22 protein-coding genes are annotated in these 21,499 nt (G+C 67.7%); 3 read left to right on the top strand and 19 right to left on the bottom strand.

Translation table 11 applies throughout. The annotated features are described in order from the left end of the window. Nucleotides 1–7 precede the first annotated feature (7 nt). Nucleotides 8–1,186, top strand: coding sequence for a vWA domain-containing protein (locus ACWIDZ_RS10980; protein WP_453989633.1), 1,179 nt, complete (start codon nt 8–10; stop codon nt 1,184–1,186). Between the two features lie 58 nt (nt 1,187–1,244). Then, complete coding sequence (locus ACWIDZ_RS10975) at nt 1,245–2,759, top strand: serine hydrolase domain-containing protein (RefSeq protein WP_453989632.1); 1,515 nt, start codon at nt 1,245–1,247, stop codon at nt 2,757–2,759. A 50-nt stretch (nt 2,760–2,809) separates the two neighbouring features. On the opposite strand, the gene ACWIDZ_RS10970 is transcribed toward ACWIDZ_RS10975, so the two are convergent. From ACWIDZ_RS10970 to ACWIDZ_RS10890, 17 genes are all read right to left on the bottom strand, one after another. Further along, nucleotides 2,810–2,992, bottom strand: a complete 183-nt coding sequence (locus tag ACWIDZ_RS10970) for a CsbD family protein (RefSeq protein WP_087141890.1) — start codon at nt 2,990–2,992, stop codon at nt 2,810–2,812. A 64-nt stretch (nt 2,993–3,056) separates the two neighbouring features. After that, complete coding sequence (locus tag ACWIDZ_RS10965) at nt 3,057–3,527, bottom strand: NUDIX domain-containing protein (protein ID WP_291778341.1); 471 nt, start codon at nt 3,525–3,527, stop codon at nt 3,057–3,059. Between the two features lie 52 nt (nt 3,528–3,579). Beyond that, the gene (locus tag ACWIDZ_RS10960) at nt 3,580–4,593 is read right to left on the bottom strand and encodes a histidine kinase dimerization/phosphoacceptor domain -containing protein (protein ID WP_338576261.1); all 1,014 of its coding nucleotides are present in this window, start codon (nt 4,591–4,593) and stop codon (nt 3,580–3,582) included. 34 nt (nt 4,594–4,627) lie between these two features. Next, on the bottom strand, nt 4,628–5,026 hold the full coding sequence (locus ACWIDZ_RS10955) for a response regulator (RefSeq protein WP_291778440.1): 399 nt from the start codon (nt 5,024–5,026) through the stop codon (nt 4,628–4,630). Between the two features lie 20 nt (nt 5,027–5,046). After that, nucleotides 5,047–6,582 (bottom strand): sensor histidine kinase, encoded by a 1,536-nt coding sequence (locus tag ACWIDZ_RS10950; protein WP_346485674.1) that lies wholly within the window; start codon nt 6,580–6,582, stop codon nt 5,047–5,049. A gap of 51 nt (nt 6,583–6,633) precedes the next feature. Then, complete coding sequence (gene flhA / locus ACWIDZ_RS10945) at nt 6,634–8,733, bottom strand: flagellar biosynthesis protein FlhA (protein ID WP_291778332.1); 2,100 nt, start codon at nt 8,731–8,733, stop codon at nt 6,634–6,636. A gap of 47 nt (nt 8,734–8,780) precedes the next feature. After that, nucleotides 8,781–9,665: a class A beta-lactamase gene (gene bla, locus ACWIDZ_RS10940; RefSeq protein WP_453989631.1), complete on the bottom strand. Its 885-nt coding sequence runs from the start codon at nt 9,663–9,665 to the stop codon at nt 8,781–8,783. Between the two features lie 4 nt (nt 9,666–9,669). Next, the gene (gene flbD / locus ACWIDZ_RS10935; protein WP_453989630.1) at nt 9,670–11,082 is read right to left on the bottom strand and encodes a sigma-54-dependent transcriptional regulator FlbD; all 1,413 of its coding nucleotides are present in this window, start codon (nt 11,080–11,082) and stop codon (nt 9,670–9,672) included. 43 nt (nt 11,083–11,125) lie between these two features. Beyond that, nucleotides 11,126–11,458 (bottom strand): flagellar motor switch protein FliN, encoded by a 333-nt coding sequence (gene fliN, locus ACWIDZ_RS10930; RefSeq protein WP_087141885.1) that lies wholly within the window; start codon nt 11,456–11,458, stop codon nt 11,126–11,128. Beyond that, entirely contained in the window at nt 11,458–12,132 is a 675-nt protein-coding gene (locus ACWIDZ_RS10925; RefSeq protein ID WP_291778322.1) for a FliH/SctL family protein, read from the bottom strand. Before ACWIDZ_RS10925 ends, fliN begins: the two co-directional genes overlap by 1 nt. Before the next feature lies 1 nt (nt 12,133). Further along, nucleotides 12,134–13,171, bottom strand: coding sequence for a flagellar motor switch protein FliG (gene fliG, locus ACWIDZ_RS10920; RefSeq protein ID WP_291778319.1), 1,038 nt, complete (start codon nt 13,169–13,171; stop codon nt 12,134–12,136). Next, nucleotides 13,171–14,814, bottom strand: a complete 1,644-nt coding sequence (fliF, locus tag ACWIDZ_RS10915) for a flagellar basal-body MS-ring/collar protein FliF (RefSeq protein ID WP_453989629.1) — start codon at nt 14,812–14,814, stop codon at nt 13,171–13,173. The genes fliG and fliF overlap by 1 nt, the downstream gene beginning before the upstream one ends. Nucleotides 14,815–15,230: 416 nt before the next feature. Further along, on the bottom strand, nt 15,231–16,319 hold the full coding sequence (locus ACWIDZ_RS10910; RefSeq protein WP_291778437.1) for a Glu/Leu/Phe/Val family dehydrogenase: 1,089 nt from the start codon (nt 16,317–16,319) through the stop codon (nt 15,231–15,233). Nucleotides 16,320–16,461: 142 nt separating this feature from the next. Further along, entirely contained in the window at nt 16,462–17,583 is a 1,122-nt protein-coding gene (locus tag ACWIDZ_RS10905) for an acyltransferase family protein (protein ID WP_453989628.1), read from the bottom strand. A gap of 58 nt (nt 17,584–17,641) precedes the next feature. Continuing rightward, on the bottom strand, nt 17,642–18,772 hold the full coding sequence (locus ACWIDZ_RS10900; protein ID WP_453989627.1) for an alpha/beta fold hydrolase: 1,131 nt from the start codon (nt 18,770–18,772) through the stop codon (nt 17,642–17,644). A 56-nt stretch (nt 18,773–18,828) separates the two neighbouring features. Continuing rightward, nucleotides 18,829–19,446 (bottom strand): uracil-DNA glycosylase family protein, encoded by a 618-nt coding sequence (locus ACWIDZ_RS10895; protein WP_453989626.1) that lies wholly within the window; start codon nt 19,444–19,446, stop codon nt 18,829–18,831. Then, nucleotides 19,430–19,750 (bottom strand): DUF3253 domain-containing protein, encoded by a 321-nt coding sequence (locus ACWIDZ_RS10890; RefSeq protein WP_004370794.1) that lies wholly within the window; start codon nt 19,748–19,750, stop codon nt 19,430–19,432. The genes ACWIDZ_RS10895 and ACWIDZ_RS10890 overlap by 17 nt, the downstream gene beginning before the upstream one ends. Before the next feature lie 46 nt (nt 19,751–19,796). On the opposite strand from ACWIDZ_RS10890, the gene ACWIDZ_RS10885 reads away from it, so the two are divergent. After that, a complete protein-coding gene (locus ACWIDZ_RS10885; RefSeq protein WP_453989625.1) occupies nt 19,797–20,234 on the top strand; it encodes a PaaI family thioesterase in 438 nt (145 codons plus the stop codon). On the opposite strand, the gene ACWIDZ_RS10880 is transcribed toward ACWIDZ_RS10885, so the two are convergent. Continuing rightward, entirely contained in the window at nt 20,218–20,856 is a 639-nt protein-coding gene (locus ACWIDZ_RS10880; RefSeq protein ID WP_453989624.1) for a YoaK family protein, read from the bottom strand. The two genes, ACWIDZ_RS10885 and ACWIDZ_RS10880, sit on opposite strands and share 17 nt — an antisense overlap. A gap of 7 nt (nt 20,857–20,863) precedes the next feature. Continuing rightward, a complete protein-coding gene (locus tag ACWIDZ_RS10875; protein ID WP_453989623.1) occupies nt 20,864–21,481 on the bottom strand; it encodes a glutathione S-transferase family protein in 618 nt (205 codons plus the stop codon). Nucleotides 21,482–21,499: the final 18 nt, after the last annotated feature.

Below are 21,499 nucleotides of genomic sequence, written 5' to 3'. Positions count from 1 at the left end.
TGAGCCCATGCTCCTGCCCTTCTTCACCGCCCTGCGCGAGGCCAAGGTGCCTGTGTCGCTCAAGGAATGGCTCCACCTGATGGAGGCCATGGACAAGGGCGTGGGGGGCCGCGACGTCGAAGGCTTTTATCACCTGTCGCGCGCCGTTCTGGTCAAGGACGAGAAGCACTACGACCGCTTCGATCAGGTCTTCGGCAAGGTGTTCAAGGGGCTGGAGGGCGTCAGCCCCGGCGAGGAGATCACCGCCGACATCCCCGAGGACTGGCTGCGGCTGCTGACCGAAAAATACCTGACCGACGAAGAGAAGGCGCAAGTTGAGGCGCTGGGCGGTTTCGACAAGCTGATGGAGACGCTGAAGCAGCGTCTGGAAGAACAGAAGGAGCGCCATCAGGGCGGCGCCCGCTGGATCGGCACGGGCGGAACGAGCCCCTTCGGCCACGGCGGCTACAACCCCGAGGGCGTGCGCATCGGCGGCCCCGGCCGTCACGGCCGCGCGGTCAAGGTCTGGGAAAAGCGCGAATACAGGAACCTCGACGACACGGTCGAACTGGGCACGCGCAACATCAAGGTCGCCTTACGACGCCTGCGTCGCTTCGCCCGCGAAGGCGCGGCCGAGGAACTGGACATCGACGGCACCATCGACGGCACGGCGCGTCAGGGCTGGCTGGACATCCACATGCGGCCCGAGCGGCGCAATACGATCAAGGTGTTGCTGCTCCTCGACGTCGGCGGCTCGATGGACGGCCATATCCAGCTGTGTGAAGAGCTGTTCTCGGCCGCGCGGACCGAGTTCAAGAACTTGGAGTTCTTCTACTTCCACAACTGCCTCTACGAAGGGGTGTGGAAGGACAACCGGCGCCGCCACAGCGAACGCATCCCGACCTGGGATCTGATCCACAAATACCCCGGGGACTGGCGCGCCATCTTCGTCGGCGACGCGACCATGTCGCCCTATGAGGTGACCATGCCCGGCGGCTCGGTCGAGCACTGGAACGAGGAGGCCGGCGCCGTCTGGCTGAAACGCGCCCGCGAACAGTGGGACAAGTCGGTCTGGCTGAACCCCGTCCCCGAACGCCACTGGAGCTACACCCCCTCGGTCAGCCTGATCGGCGAGGTGATGGAGCATCGCATGTTCCCCCTGACGCTGGAGGGACTGGAACGGGCGATGCGGACCCTGGCGCGGTAACGGCCCTGCATCCAAAAGGTCTTCTTCCGGCCTCTGAACGGAGAGGGAGGAACCGAAGATGTCCAGCCAGACCATAAGCGGCGGCCTGTGGGTCGCCGCCTTCATCTCCATGACAGCGTGGGCGGCCGCCGCTCACGCCGAAATGCCGGATGTCCACACGGAGGCCGCCGCCGACATCGACGCCTTCGTACGGCGAGCGATGACCCACGTCGAGGCGGTTCCCGGCTTGGCCCTGACCGTGGTCGACGGCGATGAAATCCTGATCACGGCCGGATACGGCGTCGCCGACGTGCGCACAGGGGCGAAAGTGGATGCGGATACCGGCTTCTACATCGCTTCGGCGACAAAGGCCTTCACGGCTCTGAGCTTCGCGGCGATGGCGACGCGGGGCGAGACTGATCTGGACGAACCCGTCGGAGCATGGGCGCCCCGGTCGGGCCTGTCGCCGGAGATGGCGCAGGCGACCAGCCTGACCGATCTGCTGAGCCACCGCGCGGGACTGGACAACGAGCCGATCACCTTTCGTGCGGCCTATTCCGGCGAACATTCGCCACAGGTCATGCAGGGGCTGCTGGCCCGAACCCAAGTCAACGCCGAGACTCCGCACGGCGTGTTTCGCTACACCAACCTCGGCTACAATCTAGCGACGATCCTGCTGGAAGCGCAGACCGGCCGGGACTGGCGCGACATGGTCAAGGAGGAGGTGTTGGCGCCCGCCGGGATGAGCCGCACCACCGCGCGGATATCACAGGCTCAGCAATGGGGCGTCGTGGCGGAGGGACATTTCGGCGACGGTCCTACGCCTATGGTCAGCCCCTTGCAGAAGGTCGACGCCACCATGCAATCGGCAGGAGGCCTGATCTCGACCGCCCATGACATGGCGCGCTGGCTGGAGGTGCAGCTCAACGACGGCGTCATCGACGGGCGACGCGTCTTTCCCGAGGGACTGATCGTCTCAACCCACACGTCGCGCGTGGCTCAGGATCGGCGGTTCGGCGCCTATCGCCGCGACGGCTATGGCCTAGGCTGGCAAACGGGACGGTACGGCCGGGACGTGCTGATCCACCACTTCGGCAATTTCGCCGGTTCGCGAGCGCATGTCTCCTTCATGCCCGAACGCCGGATCGGAGTGGCGGTCATGATCAATGAAGACCTGGTTGCGGGCGAGTTGGCCGATATCACCGCCAACTACGTTTATGATCGGTTGGCTGGACGTGCTGATCTGGAAACCGCCTATGAGGCGGAGCTGACCGCACTCGTCCAGCGGCGCGACCAGAGGCGCGCCGCCCTCATCCGCGCCAGAGCTGAGCGTGCAGCAAGACCCTGGCGGCTGTCGCAGCCCAACAGCGCCTATGTCGGGATTTATGAAAACCCCGCCTATGGGACGATGGAGATGATCGAGACGCCCAGCGGACTGGATATCAAAATGGGGGTGATGCAGGCGTCGGCAGAGGCCTTCACAGAGGCGGAGAGCCTGCGGGTGGAGCTGGTTCCTTTCCAAGGCCGGGTGATCGTCTTCAACGGACCCGACGCCCTGACCTTCGAGGGCGAGCGCTTCATCCGTCGCCCCTAAAGACGTCCGGCCGCCGCCGAATCCTGGCGACGGCCGAGACCGGATCTCGATCAGCCCTTGTCGCCCTTCAGCGCGTCCTTGACGCCGCCGACGGCGTTCTGGACCTTGCCCGCCACCTGATCGGCGCGGCCTTCGGCCTTCAGCTTTTCGTCGCCGGTGAGCTTGCCGGCGGCTTCCTTGAGCTTGCCGCCGATGTTCTTGGCGGCGCCTTCGATGCGATCGTGGTCGGGCATGGGGAGCTCCCTATAGGGCGAGCCGCCGGGAGTGGCGGCCCTCAGGGAAAACAACCCTTTCTGCTCAGCCGGGTTCCGAGGCGGCGGCGTGACGATCGCGCAGCCAGCGGGCGACGGCCCAGCTGTGGGCCTCATGGCGCAGGCTGAACAGGGCTCGCATCGGCTCCAGCCAGACCAGTTCATGGTCGGCTTCCTGCTTGGTCGAGGGATCGGCGCCGGTCACGCTGACGATCCAGACGCCGCCGACGTTGTTGACCGGCGTGCCGTCCGACCTGAGGAAATACTGCGCCGCCTCGGTCAGGCGGTCGACCGGCTGGATGATCAGGCCCGTCTCCTCGGCGAACTCGCGCACCAGCGCCTGCTGCTCCGTCTCCTCGCCGTCCAGGGCGCCGCCGGGCAGGTCGAAATAGGCGTGTCCGTCGCCGCGATCCACGCGCACGCAGGCCAGGCGGCCGTCACGCTCGGCGATGCCGAAGACAGCGGGGCGGTGGATGTAGTCGAGACCGGGGCGGGCTGTGCCGAACTGAAGCTTCATCTCGCCGAGACTAAACCCGCCGCGACGCCGGACGAAACCCCCAAAGCGTCGCCTAGAGGTCAAACGCCAGGCGAGCGCGCACGCCGTGGTGGGAGGGATCGACCTCGATCGCCGAGCGCAGGCCGCCGGCCATGGCCGAGATGATCTTGGAGCCCAGACCCGTGCCCTTGGGCTGGCCGTCGCCCAGCCCCGGCCCGTCGTCCTCGACCGTCAGCAGGGCGCGGCGTCCGTCCTCCATCCGCTCAAGGATCACCCGAATCTCGCCCGCCGCGCCGGGCTCATAGGCGTATTTCACGGCGTTGGTGACCAGTTCGGTGACAATGACGCCCAGGGAGACGGCCTGGTCGGTCGTCACCTGCAGCGCCTCGGCGCGCAGGGCCAGTCGCGGTCCATCGTCGTCGGGGCCGATGGACTTGCCCAATTCCTCGACCAGGCCGGCGAGATATTCGTCCATCTGCACCCGCTCGACATCGGCCGAGGTGTAGAGGCGGCGATGGACATGGGCCACGGCCTCGATGCGGACCTGGGCCTCGCGCAGGGCGTCGCGCGCCCCCTCGTCGACAAGCTGGCGCAGCTGCAGGGAGATGAAGCTGGACACCAGTTGGAGGGAGTTGCCGACCCGGTGGTTGACCTCGCGCAGCAGGGCCTCGGCGCGGTCGCGCGCCTGGCGGACTTCCTCATGCGCCTCTTCGTTCTCGCGCTCCAGGCGGCGGCGCAGCAGGGCGTCCTCCACAGCCGAACGCAGAAGGGCGGTGAAGTCCTCGGACACGTCCTTGATGACGTAGTCGGCGGCCCCGGCGCGCAGGGCGGCCACGGCGATGCGGCCGTCCTGGGCCCCGGTGACATAGACCACCGGCGGCGGCGTCGGCAGGGCCAGAATGTCCGGCAGGACGTCCAGCCCTTCGCGGCCGGGCATATAGTGATCCAGGGCGCAGACGTCGAACTGGCCGGCCTTCAGCGTCTCATAGCCGGTGTCGGCGTCGGGCGCGCAGGTGACCTCATAGCCGTGGCGGCCCAGCTCCTTCTGGACCAGCCGCGACAACCCCCGGTCGTCGTCGATGTACAAGAGACGGATTGAAGCCCCCGGTTCCGTCACGGCGTCAGATCTCGGGCGCCTGCATGACGGACAGGAACAGACCCAGCTGGCGGATGGCGCCCGCAAAGGCCTCATAGTCGACAGGCTTGGTGATGTAGACGTTGCAGCCCAGATCGTAGCAGCGCTGGATTTCGACCTTGTCGTCCGTGGTGGTCAGAACGACGACAGGCGCGCGTCGCAGATTGTCGTCGGACTTCACCTTTTCCAGGATATCCGTGCCCGACATGTCCGGCAGATTCAGGTCCAGCAGGATCAGGACCGGCCCGTTGTGGCGGACCTCTTCGCTGAACAGATAGTCCAGGGCCGCCTCGCCGTGATCGAAATGAACGATGTCGTTGGCGATGTTCGCCCGCCGGATGTTCTTTTCAATGAGCTTGGCGTGCCCATGGTCGTCCTCGACCATGACGATCTTCACCGAGTGGCTCACAGGCGATCTCCTTGGTAGTCACCCAGCATAGCCAGACGTTTCGGAAATTTCAGGTAAAAAGTCGACCCTTGGCCCAATTCTGATTCGATTTCGATCGAACCGCCCAGACGCCGCACGATGTTGCGTACGAAGGCCAGGCCCAGACCTTCGCCCGGCTTGTCCTGCTTGCCCGAGCGGCGAAAGAGCTCGAAGATGCGCTCGTGATCCTTGGGCGACACGCCCCGGCCGTTGTCGATGATGCGGTATTCCACCCAGCCGTCGGGCGTCTCCTGCCCCTGGACCTCGATACGGATGGGACGGTCGGGCTGCTGATACTTCACCGCATTGTCGATCAGGTTGCCGAAGATCTGCTCGACCGCCAGACGATCGCTCTCCAGCGGCGGCAGGGGGCCGACCACGATTTCGCCGCCCGTTTCGGCGACCTGATGGTGGACGGTGTCGGCGATGGTCTGGGCCACGCCGGTCATGTCCAGCCGTTCGGGCGCCAGGGCGCGCCGTCCCTCACGCGACAGGCGCAGGATGGCGTTGATCAGCCGGTCCATCTTGGCCGTCGAGGTGCGGATGAAGCCCACGGCCTCGGGCGCGTCCTCGCGCACCGCGCGCAGGACGTCGGGGTCCGTCAGACCGGGGTGCGCCGCGTCGACCGCCGTCAGTTGCTCATCCACCATCCTTGAGACCTGCTCGAGTTCGGAGGTGTAGCCCATGACGTTGACCAGGGGCGCGCGCAGGTCGTGGCTGACGATATAGGCGAAGCGCTGGATTTCCTCGTTGGCGCGGGTCAGTTCGGCGGTGCGATCGCGGACCTCGTTCTCCAGACCCGCGTTGACGCGATCGAGCTCGAAATGCGCGGCCTCGATCTCGGCCACATAGCGCCGCACCAGCCAGACGCTGATCCCCGCCAGCACCAGGATCAGCACCCCGGCCAGGGCGTTGACCGCCACGGTCACGGCCTGGGCCCACTCCGACTGGTGGGTGCGCTCGGCCAGGCGGCGCGCCTCGATGGCGTCGATCGCCGCCAGTTCGACCCGCATGGCGTCCATCAGCGTCTTGCCCTGGCCGCCGCGAATGCGCGCGACGGCCTCGCCGATGCGGCCCGTCCGGGTCTGGTTGATGGTTTCGTCCATCAGCGCCAGACGCTCGCGAGCCATCTGCTTGACCTTGGCCACGCGTGCGGAGGACTCGGGATCGTTCTGGACCAGGGTCTCAAGGCGTTCGAGCACCGCCGGCAGCTTGGCGACGGCGTTGTCGTGCACGCCCAGATACTCGGCCCGCGCCGTCAGCATGAAACCGCGCTGCCCGGTCTCGGCGTCGGTCAGCAGCATCACCGTGTCCTTGGCCGCCAGGCGCACCTGCTGGCTGTGGTCGACGGTGTCGTTGTAGTTGGAGGTGCGCTGGATCATCACCAGCGTCGCCGTATTGACGGCCAGCAGCAGCAGCAGCGCCAGGGCCAGAAGGGCGATGATCGAGCGACTGAGGGTCGGGGTGCGCAGGAAGATTCCGAAGGTGCGCAGAGCCGGCCGGAAACGTTTCATATCCCGAACCTTATTCGCCGCCGAAGCCGTGTCCAGCCCCTACCGCAGGGTCTAGACCGAACCGACCGTCCGGAGCCGGGCCTTGGGATGAATTTCGTTCTGGCTCATCACCACCGTCTGGCCGCGGAAGCGTTCGATGATGGAGCGGACGTAGGGGCGCACCTGCGGCCCGGTCAGCAGGACCGGGTTCTCGCCCGTCATGGCGGCGCGCTCGAACACCTCGCGCACGGCGCGGATGAAGTCCTGCAGGCGGCTGGGCGCCATGGCCAGCTGCTTGTCCTCGCCCGGACCGACCAGGCTCTCGGCGAAGGCCTGCTCCCACTCGGGCGACAGGGTGACGATAGGCAGGGCGCCGTCGTCGGCCTTGTGCTGCCAGCACAGCTGGCGCGCCAGGCGGCTGCGGACGTGTTCGACCAGGGTGGCGACGCTGGTGGTGTGCGGCGCGGCCTCGGCCAGGCCTTCGAGGATGGCGGGCAGGTCGCGGATCGACACCTTCTCGCGCAGCAGGGCCTGCAGGACGCGCTGAAGCGTCGTCACGGTGACGACCGAGGGGATCAACTCCTCGACCAGCTTCTGCTCCTCGCCCTTCAACTCCTTCAGCAGCTTCTGCACCTCGGCGTAGGACAGCAGCTCGGCCATGTTCTCCTTGAGGATTTCCGTCAAATGCGTGGTCAGCACCGTCGACGGGTCGACGATGGTGTAGCCGCGGAACGTCGCCTCTTCCCTTAGCGACTCGTCGATCCAGGTGGCAGGCAGGCCGAAGGCGGGCTCGCGCGTGTGCTCGCCCGGCAGTTCGACCTGGCGGCCCGCCGGGTCCATAGCCATCAGGGAGGCCAGGCGCACCTCGCCTGAGCCGGCGTCCATCTCCTTGATGCGGATGGCGTAGCCCTGATTGGGCAGGCGCATGTTGTCGAGGATGCGCACGCTGGGCATGACGAAGCCGTATTCCTGGGCGAGCGAGCGGCGCAGGGCGCGGATCTGGTCCGTCAGGCGCCGCCCCTCCAGATCGTTGATCAGGGCCAGCAGGGCGTAACCCAGCTCGATCTTCACCTCATCGATGGTCAGGGCGGTGGAGATCGGCTCCTCCACGTCCTCCTTCGGCTTCAGATCGACCGGCTCGGCGGGCGGCGGTTTCAGCCGGTCGCGGCCCAGCTTCCACGCCATGAAGCCCGTGGCCAGCGCCAGCGCCGCGAAGGGCAGCAGCGGCATTCCCGGGATCAGGCCGATCAGCCCCGCCGTGCCGGACACCACGCCCAGCGACACCGGATTGGTCGCCAGCTGCGCGGCGAAAGCCTTGTCGGCCGAACCCTCGACCCCGGCCTTGGTCACCAGGAAGCCGGCGGCGACCGAGACGATGATGGCCGGGATCTGCGTCACCAGACCGTCGCCGACGGTCAGCTGCACATAGGTGTTGGCGGCGTCCATGGCCGGCATGCCGTGCTGCAGCACGCCGATCAGCAGGCCACCGATGACGTTGATGAAGGTGATGATCAGACCCGCCACGGCGTCGCCGCGCACGAATTTCGAGGCGCCGTCCATGGCGCCGAAGAAGGTCGATTCCTGCTCCAGCTCCTTGCGGCGCAGCTTGGCCTGATCCTCGTTGATCAGCCCCGCCGAGAGGTCGGCGTCGATGGCCATCTGCTTGCCCGGCATGGAGTCCAGGGTGAAGCGGGCCGAGACCTCGGCGATACGGGTGGCGCCCTTGGTGATGACGACGAAGTTCACCACCAGCAGGATGGCGAAGATGATGACGCCGATGATGAAGTTGCCCCCCATCATCAGTTCGCCGAAGGCCTGGATGATCTTGCCCGCGCTGTCGTGGCCTTCCTGACCGTTGCTGAGGATCAGCCGCGTCGAGGCCAGATTCAGCCCCAGCCGGTACAGGGTCGAGACCAGCAGCACCGTGGGGAAGATGGCGAAGTCCAACGGCCGCTTCATCATCACGGCCGTCATCAGGATCAGCACGCTGGACACCAGCGAGATCGCCAGCAGCAGATCCAGAAGCATCTTCGGGATCGGCACGATCAGCAGCATGATGACGGCGATGACGCCGACCGCCATGCCGACCTCGCCGCGCATCAGCCAGCCGAGGGCCTCGCGCCCCGTGGGGCGCGCCAGCCCGTCCTTCATCAGGATCGGCGCATCAGCCATGACGACGTGCGAAGGTCATGCCGCCTGATGACAGGATTCGGCGGCCGTCAGCCATGCCCCAGCGCCTTGAGCGCCTGCCGGGTCGCGTCGGCGACTGCCGCCTCGCGCTGGGCGTCGGTCGAATCCTTCGTGGCGTGGAAATAGACCGCGATGGCGATGGCGGGCCCGTTCGGCGGCAGGATCAGGCCGATGTCGTTGACGGGGCCATAGCCGCCTGTGCCCGTCTTGTGCGCCACGGTCCAATCGGCGGGAACGCCCGCCTTGATCCGCCCTGCTCCCGTCGGCGTATCGACCAGCCAACGCATCAGCAGGGTCTTGGACGCCGTATCCAAGGGCGTGTCGGCCGCGACCAGCAGCCGCTGGATGTTCTTCACGGACTGGTCGGGGGTGATGGTGTCCTTGTCGTCGTCTGCGACGTTCAGTTCCGGCTCGAGCCGGTCGACGCGCGTGCTTTCATCGCCGATGCCGCGATAGAAGGCGCGCAAGGGCTCCAGCCCGCCCATTTCGCGGATCAGGATGTTGGCGGCGGGATTGTCGCTGACCTCGACCGCGCCCTTCATCAACTGTTCGATCGTCAAGGTCGAGCCGACCGCCGGCTCCGTGACCGGGGCGTGGCTGATCATGTCGGCCTGCGTCACCGGGATCGCCCGGTCCAACCGCTCCTGTCCCGCCTGAACGCGCAGCAGGGTCGCCGCCGCCAGATACATCTTGAAGGTCGAGCAATAGACGAACCGCTCGTCGCCGCGCCAGGCGGCCTGCTTGCCGTCGGTCGCGACCGAGACGCCCAGACGGCCGCCGTGGCGGGCTTCCAGCGCCGACAGGTCGAGATCGAGCACGACCGGTTCGACGGCCGCTGGCTCCGTCGCTCGCGTACAGGCGCCCAGAGCGAGGGCGCCCGCGCCGATCAGCAGGGTGCGACGGTCGGCGCGCATCGGCTCAGCCCGCCGCGCCGTAGGCGGCCGCGACGCCCGACTGGGGCGCCGGGATCGGCGTGCCCTGGTCGGCGTATTCGTTCAGCTTGTTGCGCAGGGTGCGGATGGAGATGCCCAGGATCGTCGCCGCATGGGTGCGGTTGCCCAGACAGTGGCTGAGCGTGTCCAGGATCAGAGTCTTCTCCATTTCGGCCACGGTCTGGCCGACGAAGCTGCGGGTCACGGCGTCGGCGACCTGGGCCGCCTGACCGGCCACGCCGGCGTCATAGGTCGAAGCGGCGGGCGTCGAAGCCCCCTCGCTCCCGCCCAGCAGCGGGCGGCCGTCCGGCAGGCGAATGGCGTCGACGTCGATCTCGGCCCCCGTCGCCAGCAGGACGGCGCGGTGCATGGCGTTTTCCAGCTCGCGCACGTTGCCGGGCCAACGGTGGGCGACCAGGGCGCGCCGGGCCTCGCCGCCGATGGCGCGGGGCGGCACGCCGTTGGCGGCGGCGTATTTCTTGACGAAGTGGTCGGCCAGCACGGCGATGTCGCCGGGGCGTTCGCGCAAGGAAGGCAGGCGCAGGTTCACGACGTTGAGGCGATACAGCAGGTCTTCGCGGAACGTCCCCTCGGCCACGGCCTTGGCCAGATCGCGGTTGGAGGTGGCGATGATGCGGATATTGACGGGCACCGGCTTGGAGCCGCCGACGCGGTCGATCACCCGCTCCTGGATGGCGCGCAGCAGCTTGGCCTGAAGCCGGGCGTCCATCTCGCTGATCTCGTCCAGCAGAAGCGTGCCGCCGTCGGCTTCCTCGAACTTGCCGATGCGGCGGGCCACGGCGCCGGTGAAGGCGCCCTTCTCGTGGCCGAACAGCTCGGATTCCAGCAGGTTATCCGGGATGGCGGCGCAGTTGACGCTGATGAAGGCCTTGTCCGCCCGGCGCGAGTGCGTGTGCAGATAGCGCGCCATCACCTCCTTGCCGACGCCGCTTTCGCCGGTGATCAGGATGGAGGCTTCCGAACGCGCCACCTGATCGGCCAGCTGGATGACCGACTTCATCGCCGGATCGGCCGAGATCATCGGCCGCTCGTCGTCCGCCACCGCCGACAGGACGGCGGCGATCAGGTCTGCTTCGGGCGGCAGGGGGATGAACTCCTTAGCCCCGGCGCGGATGGCGTCGGCCGCCTCGCGCGCGTCGGCGTCGACGCCGCAAGCCACGACCGGCACATGAATGCGCTCGGCGTCGTTGGCGGCGATCAGGGCGGCGATGTCGATGCGGTAGTCGACCATCAGCAGGTCGGCGCCCTGCCCCCGGCGCAGCTGCTCGGTCGCCTGATCGGCGCGCTCGACGTGCTGGACCTTGGCGCCGTGCGCCATGGCCATCTTCACCGCCGTCGCCAGTTGGCCGCTGAGCCGGCCCACCACCAGAAGACGCATCGCCCTACTCCTTCAAAATCCTGTCCGTGACGGGGGCGGCCGATCAGGCGCCCTTGTCCTCGGTCTTGATGATTTCCGTCATGGTCACGCCCAGGCGATCCTCGACGACGACGACCTCGCCGCGCGCCACCAGCCGGTTGTTGACGAAGATGTCGATCGCCTCGCCGACCTTGCGGTCCAGTTCCAGCACCGAGCCCTTGTTCAGTTTCAGCAGCTGGGCCACCGACATGTGCGCCTTGCCCAGCACCGCCGAGATGTTGACCGGCACGTCAAAGACGGGCGCCAGGTCGACGGCGGATTTCTCACCACCCTCGTCAGCCAGATTGAGGGCGGTGGATTCGCCGAATTCCTCGAGCGAGAGATCGTCGGTGGCCATCAGAAGCCCCTCCTGTCATGGGCGCCGCCTTCAAGAGGCGGCTCGGCGTGGCCGGCTTCGGCGGCCAGGGCGGCGTCGAGGGCGGCGGCCACACGGCCCTCCGCCTCGGCCGGATCGAACTCGGCGCGGCCGTCGGCCCATTCCAGGGCGAAGGCGGCGGCGGGCCGGTGCGGCTCGTCGCGGAACACCACCAGCCCCGAGAAGCCCGCCTGAGCGCACAAGGCCTCGATCTGGGCGCGGCCGTCGTCATCCAGACCCGAGGCGCGGACCAGCAGACGCGGCGTGGCGTCCATCTCCTGACCCAGGGCCTCGATGGCGGCCTCCAGGGGACGGCGCGGGAAGCGTTCGAAGGCGGCCGAACCGATCACACGCGCAGCCGCCAGGGCCAGTTCAGCGGATTCGCGCCGGTGCGCCTCGGCCACGCCGCGCAGGGCGGTCGCGGCCTGGGACACCGTCTGCGCCACGATCGACAGGGCGTCGGCGCGCAGGGCTTCGACCTCGTTCAACGCCTGCTGTCGGGCCTCAAGCCGCGCCTGGGCGATCAGGGCGTCGACCTCGGCCGGGGCGAAGGACCGCTTGGTCGGCTGCCAGGTCGAGGCGCGCAGCACGGCGCCGTCGGCCCCGAACTCGGTGTCGAAGGCGAAGGGGACGGCGTTGGAAGGGAGGGCGCTCATGTCAGTAGATCAACTCGTCGTCGCCGCCCTGGCCGGCCAGCATGATGTCGCCGCGCGCCGCCAGATCCTTGGCCACCTGGACCATGGCCATCTGGGCGTTGTCGACGTCCTTGAGGCGGACAGGCCCCATGGATTCCATGTCCTCGCGCATGATCTTCGAGGCGCGCTCGGACATGTTGGAGAAGAACATTTCGCGCAAGGAATCCGAGGCGCCCTTCAACGCCAGCCCCAGTTGGTCCTTCTCGACCGCCCGCAGCAGGGTCTGCACCCCGCCGGGATCGAGGCGCGACAGGTCCTCGAACACGAACATCAGGGCGCGGATGCGCTCGGCCGCGTCGCGGTTGCGTTCCTCCAGGGCGCCGATGAAACGGGCCTCGGTCTGGCGGTCGAAACTGTTGAAGATGTCCGCCATCAGCTCGTGCGAGTCGCGCTTGGACGTGCGCGCCAGGTTGGACATGAACTCGCTGCGCAGGGTCTGTTCGATCTTGTCGAGGATGTCGCGCTGCACCGGCTCCATGCGCAGCATCCGCTGGACGCACTCCAGGGCGAAATCCTCGGGCAGGGCCGTCAGCACGCGCGAGGCGTGGTCCGGCTTGATCTTGGACAGGACCACCGCGACCGTCTGCGGATATTCGTTCTTCAGATAGTTGGCGAGCACGGCCTCGTTCACATTGCCGAGCTTGTCCCACATGGTGCGGCCGGCGGGACCGCGGATCTCCTCCATCAGCGCCTCGACCCGGTCGGAAGGCATGAAGGAGGCCAGCAGACGCTGCGTCTGCTCGTAGGAGCCCATCAGCGAGCCCGACCCGCCGATGCCGGAGACGAACTCGACCAGAACCTCTTCGACCACGGCGGCGGTGACGCTGCCCAGCCCCGCCATGGCCTGGGAGACCTCCTTGATCTCCTCGTCGTCGAGCTGCTGCCACAGGGCCGTGTGCTCTTCGCCCAGAGACAGAAGAACGACGGCGGCCTTTTCGGGCCCCGTCAGCTTCTTGGCGTCGTCGACCGCCGCGCCCTTTGAAACCAGCCGCGCCGCCATCAGGTTTCATGCATCCAGGCGCGCAGGATCGCCGTGGATTCCTCTGGGTGGCTGTCGACGAAATCGGCGACCTTCTTGATGGACGAGGCCTTCACCTGCCCCTCGATGCGGGCGATGTCGATGCGCTGCTCCATGTCGCTGGGTCCGGCCAGCATGGGCGCGCCGCCCGGCAGGGTTCCGCCGACAAGCTGGGTGTCCAGCGCCGTGACGGGAATGCCGCCGGCGCCGGCCAGGGCGGGCGCGCCTGCGCGCCCCTGTCCCGAAGCCGTCTTCAGCAGAGGGCGCAGGACGAAGAAGATCAGCAGCAGACCCGTGACCAGCAGGACCAGCAGCTCGACCCCGCGCATGATGTCGTTCTTGTCGAAGGCGAACAGCGACGAACCCTGCGCCTCGCCCGGCGCGGCCGAGGGCTCGCGGTTGAAGCGGACGTTGACGACCTCCAGCTTGTCGCCGCGCGCCTCGTCGATGCCGACGGCGGCGGCGACCAGGGCCTTGATCTGCTGCACCTCCTCTTCGGTGCGGGCCGCGTAGGTCGGTTCGCCCCCGCCCTCGGCGGCGGGGGTGTATTTGCCGTCGACCGCCACCGAGACAGACAGCTTCCGGACCTCGCCCGGCTCCTTCACCGTCGTCGTGGTGGTGTTGGAGATTTCGTAGTTGGTCGTCTCGGTGTTCTCGGCGCGGGTCGAACCGAGCGGCGTCGCGTTGGGCGCCTCTCCGCCGGGGATGTTGTTGGTGGCGGTGACGCCGCCGTCCTGCTGGCCGGTCGTATCCTGCGACTGGCTGCCGTTGGTCGAGGTCGAGCGAACGACCTGGCCGTCCGGATCGAAACGCTGCTCCTGGGTGGTCGAGCGGCTATGGTCGATGTCGGCCGTCACCTGCACGCGCGCGGAGCCGACGCCGACGACGCCCTCGACGATGTCCTTGATGCGGGCCTGCATCTGGGCCTCGGTCGAGGCCTTGGCCGCTTCGGCGGTGGCCGAGGTGAAGCCGGTGTCCTCGGATCCTGCCGCCAGGGTGCGGTTGGCCTGGTCCGTCACCGTGACCTTGTCCGGCTTCAGGTTCGGCACGGACGAGGCGACGACGTTGCGGATGGCCCGCACCTGATCGGCCGTCAGATCGCGGCCCGACAGCCCCACCACCACGGCGGCGGTCGGATCGATGGCGGCGGCCTGGAACATCTCGCGCCGAGGCATGGTGATGTGGACGCGGGCCGAGGAAATGCCGCGCATCGACATGATGGTGCGCGCCAGTTCGCCCTGCAGGGCGCGCTGTTCGTTCAGGTTCTGCTGGAACTCGGTCTGACCCAGCACCGACTGGTTGTCGAAGATCTCGTAACCGACGCTGCCCGAGGTCACGAGCCCCTTGCCCGCCAGCATCAGGCGCGCCGCGCCGACCTCGTCCCGGCTGACGAAGATGGTCGAGCCGTCGCCCTTGGAGGAGTATTTGATACTGGCCTGATCCAGGGCCGCGCCGATCTCGGCCGCCTCGCGCAGGTCGAGGTTGGAATAGAGCAAGGCGTCCGGCGCCTGGCCCACGCGCAGCATGACGGCGACCAGGACGGCGGCCACGCCTGCGGCCACGCCCAGGATGGCGGCCAGGCGTCCGACGCCGAACTTCTTCAAAGCTTCCGTGAAGCCGCCCACGCGCAACCGCCCCTGCACACGCGGGACGAACCGAACCCGCTAGGCAGAAACTGCCGCCTGGATGGTAAATGCGGCGTTAAGAGGCGTTAAAGAGATGGGAATCTGAAACCCTCTCCCGATGGGAGAGGGCTTGAGCGCACGAGAGCGCAGCGATCGTTCTGGCGTGAAAGGGTGAGGGTTCGCGGTCGATGAGTTCGCGCGACGGCTTACGCCGACGGACGGGACAAGCCCCTCACCCTTTCGCCTTAGCCAATCGCCTTCGGCTCTTGGAGGCTCAAGCCCTCTCCCGCCGGGAGAGGGAAGACCACGGCGCCAAAGAAAAAGGGGCTGCGGGACCATCACGCCCCGCACCCCCTTCGGCGCCCCCCGGCGCCCGCCCGCCTCCTCAAGGAAGGCGGGCTGTCTTGTCGAAGCCCTTAGACCTTCTGGGCTTCGGCCTTCTTGTCGGCTGCGGCCTTGATGCGAGCCTCGGCGATGGCGTCGGCGATCAGGTGGGTCGGCTTGTTCTCGGAGACCGAACGCTCGAGGATTTCCTCAAACGTCTCCATCAGGCGCGACAGCTTGCCTTCGACCCACGAGGCGTCATAGGCGCCGCCGGTCTGACGGGCGTTCATTTCCGAGGCGACGTTGATGATGCCGCCGCCGTTGATGACGTAGTCCGGCGAATACAGGATGCCGCGCTTGAACAGTTCGTCGCCGATGTCGGCGGTGGCCAGCTGGTTGTTAGCGGCGCCGCACACGGCCTTGACCTTCAGGCGGTCCAGCGTCTGCGGGTTCAGCGTCGCGCCCAAGGCGCACGGGGCGTAGATGTCGGCGGCGACATCATAGATGGCGTCCGGGGCGACGATCTCGGCGCCCGTCCTGGCGGCGACGGCCTCCAGGTTGGCCTGGTTGACGTCGGTGATGATCAGCTTGGCGCCGGCCTTGTGCAGCTTCTCGGCCAGATAGGCGCCGACGTGGCCCACGCCCTGGATGGCGACGGTCAGGCCGGTCATGTCGTCCTGTTTGAACAGGCGCCGCGCCACGACCAGGTTCGAGCGGAACACGCCCTCGGCCGTGACCGGGCTCGGGTCGCCCGAGGCTTCCGGGCCGTCCTTCAGGCCCAGGACGTATTCGGTGACCTTGCGCGCTTCGGCGATGTCCTCGACCGAGGTGCCGACGTCTTCGGCGGCGTAGTAGTGGCCGCCCAGGCCGTTCAGATAGCGGCCGAAGGCATGGAAAAGCTCAGGCGACTTCTGGGTGCGGCTGTCGCCGATGATGACCGACTTGCCGCCGCCCATCTCCAGGTCCGCGACGGCGTTCTTGTAGCTCATGCCCTTGGACAGGCGCAGCACGTCTTCCAGCGCCTCGGCGGCGGTGGCGTAGTTCCACATGCGGGTGCCGCCCACGGCCGGACCGCGCGCGGTCGAGTGCACCGCAACAATCGCCTTCAGGCCGGTTTTCTCATCATAGAAGGCGTGGACGCCTTCATGGTTCGAGAAAGAAGGAGAATCAAACAGCGTCATGCCCATGACAGGCCTTTCCTGGGGTATTTTTTGTGCGCATGGACATACGCGCCCCTCCGACAAACGGCAAGCATCACCGTGCCGGCGCCGCCAGTTCCGGGCCGACTGCGGCTTCAGGCCCCGATTTCCGTGTTTCCTGCGTTCAGCCTTCGGCCAGGGCGGGTCGTTTCGGACGTTCAAACCGAGCCATCACCCACCGCCGCGCCGGAGTCTCGAACAGCTTCCAGCATAGCCAGCTGGCGACCAGAACCCCCGCCAGCCAGATCAGGCCGATCAGGGGCGACGGCGCCAGGAAGGGGATTCGCTTCAGCACCACGCTGGTCGCCTCCAGCAGGGAGCCGTGCAGCAGGTAGATGGAGTAGGAGGCCCCGCCCAACACCACGCCGGGACCGACGCTCAGAATGCGCGGAGCCGAGACCGCCGTCATCCACACGACCGCCGGGAAGACACAGGCCAGGAGCAGCAACTCGACGCCGAGGACCGTGAAAGATCGTCCCAGCACCACATAGACCGCTGCGGCCGCGACCAGGGCCAAGGCGCCCCAGGCCAGCAGGGGGCGCGCGGTCGTCTTCGCCGCATTGTCTCGCGCCAGGAAGACGCGCGCCGTCATCATGCCCAGGCAGAAGCCGGTCAGGGCGCGCAGGCCTCCGACATGGAAATTGGCCAACTGCCACCCGCCGTCCACTGATCCCATCGACCAGGTCGCCGCCGCCAGCGCCAGGAAGGCGACAGCTCCGACCACGGGCAGGAACCGCAACCCCGCCTTCACCCAGAAGACGAAGACCACGGACATGACCATTTCCCAGAAGATCGACCAGCCCAGGTCGACATAGGGGAACAGCACCTGGGCGTCGTGCAGACCCGAGGTGTCGAGCACCGCCGGGATCATCAGCAAGCCGCTGATCAGCGCATAGACCGACGCGCCCGCCTCGGCGCCCAGATTTCCGTTCGCCGCCAGCCACAGGGTCGTCAGGGCGAACCCCATCAGCGTCGCCAGCACATAGAGGGGATAGAGCCGAGCGATCCGCCGCAGCATGAAGGCTCCGGCGCCCATCGGCCGCTGCGCGCCGGGCAGCAGGACATGGGCGTAGCGGTAATAGAGAACAAACCCGCTCAGCACGAAGAAGAAGTCCACCGCCACATAGGCGTGCGGCGCCAGGGCGCTGAGCCCGAACAGCGGCGTCGCATGCATCAGGCAAACGGCCAGGGCGGCCAGTCCGCGCAGACTATCGAGGGCGGGAAGATGGGGGCGAGAAACGGTCATTCCGCTCGGTTACGACGACCGCGGTTATCATATGCTCAATATTCGGGCGGCTCAGACCTCAGCGCGCCTTCGGATCGGCCGCCAGCGCCGGCAGCACGGGCGGCGCGCCGGACGGCAGCGGACGGGCCGGATCGCGCAGCCAGGCTTCGACGTCGGCGAAGACGGTCTCGGCCTGAAAGTCGCGGTTCAGGATGTGCCAGCCGTCGGCGTAGTAGCCCGTCGTCAGGTTCGGCCGCTCGCCCGCCTGTTCCAGGGCGCGGCGCATGGGACGTTTGGTGATGATCTGATCGTGGGCGCCGTAGAGCAGCAGGGTCGGCGTCTCGATCTTCCCCAGACGACGCGTCGCCGTCTCCATCAGATCGACCAGACCGTACAGGGAATCGAACCGCGTCGACAGGATCGACAGGGGATCGCGGCCGTTGCGGATCAGCTCCAGCGTATTGTCCGAGGCGCGGATGTCGCGCACGGCGAACGACGGCGGCTCGACCCGCTTGGCGCCCATCATGCGCGCGGCGGTCCACAGGCCCGCGCTATTGAAGGCGTTCTGGCTGGACCAGCCCCAGACGCCTGGCGCCAGCAGCACCACGCGATCGGCGTCCGGCGGCGCGTCCGAACCGAAGGCCGCAATGGTCGAGGAACCGCCCATGCTTTCGCCCGTCACTACGATCAGGGCGTTGGGCCGCTGGGCCCGAACCAGGGCGACGATGGTGCGCAAGTCCTGGCTGGTCAGGCTTTCAGCCGCGAACTCGCCCCGGTTCGGCGCCAGACCGAAGCCGCGCTGATCATAGGCCCAGGTCTCGATGCCCCGCTGCGCCCACCACGGCCCGGCGAAACGGAAGGAGGCGTAGTGGTCGTTGAAGCCGTGCAGGGCGACGATGACGGCCCAGGGCGCCTGGCCTTCCGGGCTCCACCGTAGATAGGGCAGCCGCGCCCCGTCCTGCACCACAAAGGCGCCGCGCCCCAGGGTTCCCGCCTCGATGCGCGGCCCGTTGACCCCGTTGGGCGGGGTCAGCGGCGGCTGAACGTGCGGCGTGGCGCAGGCGGCGAGGGCGAGAGAAAGAAGGGCGGCGGCGATCCATCGCCCTTCTCCCCTCGGGGGAGAAGGTGGGCGCCGGAGGCGCTCGGATGAGGGGGCTGTGTCACCAGACGCGGCGGCCAAGGATGAGGGCGAAGCAGGCCGCCCCCTCATCCGTCTCGCTCCGCGAGCCACCTTCTCCCCCAAGGGGAGAAGGAAAGACCGATGTGTCACGCCAATATCTCCGCTGTCCGCCGACGAAGGTAGGGCAGAACCTCGGCCTCGAACCAGGGGTTCTTCTTCAGCCAGGCCGTGTTGCGCCAGGACGGATGCGGCAGCGGCAGGACAGAGGGCGCATAGTCGCGCCAGGCGCGGACCGTCTCGGTCATGTTCGCCTTGGTTCGATCGCCCAGGGCCCAGGTCTGGGCGTAGCCGCCGACCAGCAGGGTCAACTCGACCTTCGGCAGTTCCGCCAGCAGGCGCGCCCGCCACAGCTCGGCGCAGCGGCGCGGCGGGGGATAGTCGCCGCCTTTCGGATCGGTGCCGGGAAAGCAGAAGGCCTGGGCCGCGACGCCGATGCGCGGGTCGCCGTAGAAGGTCCCCTCGTCCACGCCCATCCAGTCGCGCAGACGAACCCCGGACGGATCGGTGAACGGCAGGCCGCTTTCATGCACGCGCCGCCCCGGCGCCTGGCCGCAGATCAACAGCCGGGTTTCAGGCGTGACCATGACCACCGGACGCGGCGTGTGCGGCAACAGGCCCAGACACGCCCGACAGGCGCGGATTTCGGCCAGGACCGCGTCGAGCGCAGTCTCCGGGCCGTTTTCCGGATCAGTCGAAGTCGTCATCCGACGCTTCGACCGGCGGCAGGGCCGCGAGGGCCGCGGCCGTCTCGGCCTCGGTCGGGAGGCGCAGACGGATCACGCCGCGGAAGTTGTTGGGATCGACCGCCTTGCCCTTCTTGGTGATGGTCAGCCGGCCCTGACGCATCAGGCCCAGCGCCGTCGCCTTCACCTTGGGCAGCATCCGCTGCCACTGCTCGGGCTGCAGCTCCTTGGCCACATCGGCCGGTTCGATGCTCTTGCCGCCGACGTTCTTGGGATCGGCCTTGGCCAGTTTTTCGAAAATGGCCGCTTCGATTGGATCGCTCATGCGCGCTATATGCGGCAGCGCGAGATCAGAAAGAAGGCGTAATCGCATGCTCGGCAAGATCACCATCACCGAAGGCGAGTTCGCGGGGTGGGAGACCTATGAGGTCTCCGGCGCCACCTTCGACTCCACCGTCGGCCCCTTCTATCGCAAGCCGGACCCCGACGGCTCCATGCGTTGCGCCTTCCGCGCCGAGCAGAAGCACATGAATTTCGGCGGACGGATGCACGGCGGCTGCCTGATGACCTTCGCCGACATCGCCATGTTCCAGATCGCCTATCAGGAAATGGAGGGCGCCTCGGGCGTGACGGTGCAGCTGGATTCGACCTTCATCGACGGCGCCTACGTCGGCGAGCTGATCGAGGCGACGGGCGAGGTGTCCAAGGCCGGCAAGAGCCTGATCTTCGTGCGCGGCCAGATCGTCACCGGCGAGCGGCTGCTGATGACCTTCTCCGGCGTGATCCGGAAGTTCACGCCACGCGGTTGAACCTCATCTTCAGCGCCAGAACCATGGCGAGCGCAGCCGCCGGCCACAGGGCGATCAGCCCCAGGCGGCCATAGACCGCGGCCCCCATCAGCGCGCCCCCGGCCAGGCCCGCCCAGAGCGCCATATAGGGCCGGAACGCCCAGGGATCGCCGCCGCGCAGGGCGGCGGCCAGGGCGTGCCCCGTCTTGACCAGGGTTCCGGTCATATAGGTCAGGCTGACCCCGACCTCGCCGTCGCGCAGAAAGACCGAGTTCTCGACCGCCATGGCCAGGACCATCAGGCTGATCGCCAGGGGCGCGAGCCCGGCTCCGGCCGCCAGGGCGGCGCCGGCCAGTAGCGCCGCCTCCAGCGCCAGCACCCGACTGCGCGAGCGCGCGCCCTCCCCGCCCGCGACCAGGGCGCCGAGCATGGCGCCCAGAATGAACAGCAGGAGCACGCCCCCCACCGCGCCCGCGGCCAGCCACCGCCCTTCGGCCAGGCTGACGGCCAGACGCGTGATGTTGCCGCTCATGAAGGAGACGAACACCCCGCCCAGATGCAGGAATCCCAGGCTGTCGACATAGCCCGCCAGGGCGGCCAGCAGCAGGGCCAGCCAGCGGTCCGGCACAGTCAGAGTGCGCAAGGTCGGATCACATCCCCGCCGCCGCCGCCGGACGAGCGCGACAGGCCTCCAGCCAGCGGGCCAGATGCGTCAGCTCCTCGGGCGGCCGGTATTTGACCAGACGGGCGAAATCCAGCCCCACGGCCCCGACGATATCGGCGATGGTGAATCGGTCGGCGGCGATGAACTCATGATCCGCCAGATGCCGATCCAGCGTCTTCATGAAGCGTTCGGCGCCCAGGCGGTTGTATTCGGCGACCTGGGGCTGAGGCGCCTCCAGCGCGGCCAGGGCCGGATGGGTGAAGCGCACGTTCAGCATCATCGGATTGGCCAGATACATCTCGCACCGCCGCATCCACATCTCGATGATGGCCTGCTCCTTCGGATCGCGGCCGAACAGGTTCGGCTCGGGGTGCAGCGCCTCCAGATAGCGGCAGATGGCGATGGATTCGGTCAGGCAGGTCCCGTCGTCCAGTTCCAGCGCCGGAACATGCGGCACGCCGAACTTGGCGCGATAGGCCGGAGTGCGGTGCTCGCCCGCCAGAAGCTCGATCTCAACCCGCTCGACGTCGGTCACGCCCATTTCCGCCATGACCCAGCGGACGCGCCGCGGATTGGGCGCGCGGCGGCTTTCATAGAGCTTCATCAAAGGGTCCCTTCGGCT

The organism is Brevundimonas sp. NPDC055311, from assembly GCF_053645695.1.
The sequence above is the reverse complement of the archived record's forward strand: the minus strand, read 5'-3'. Positions and strand labels throughout refer to the sequence as shown.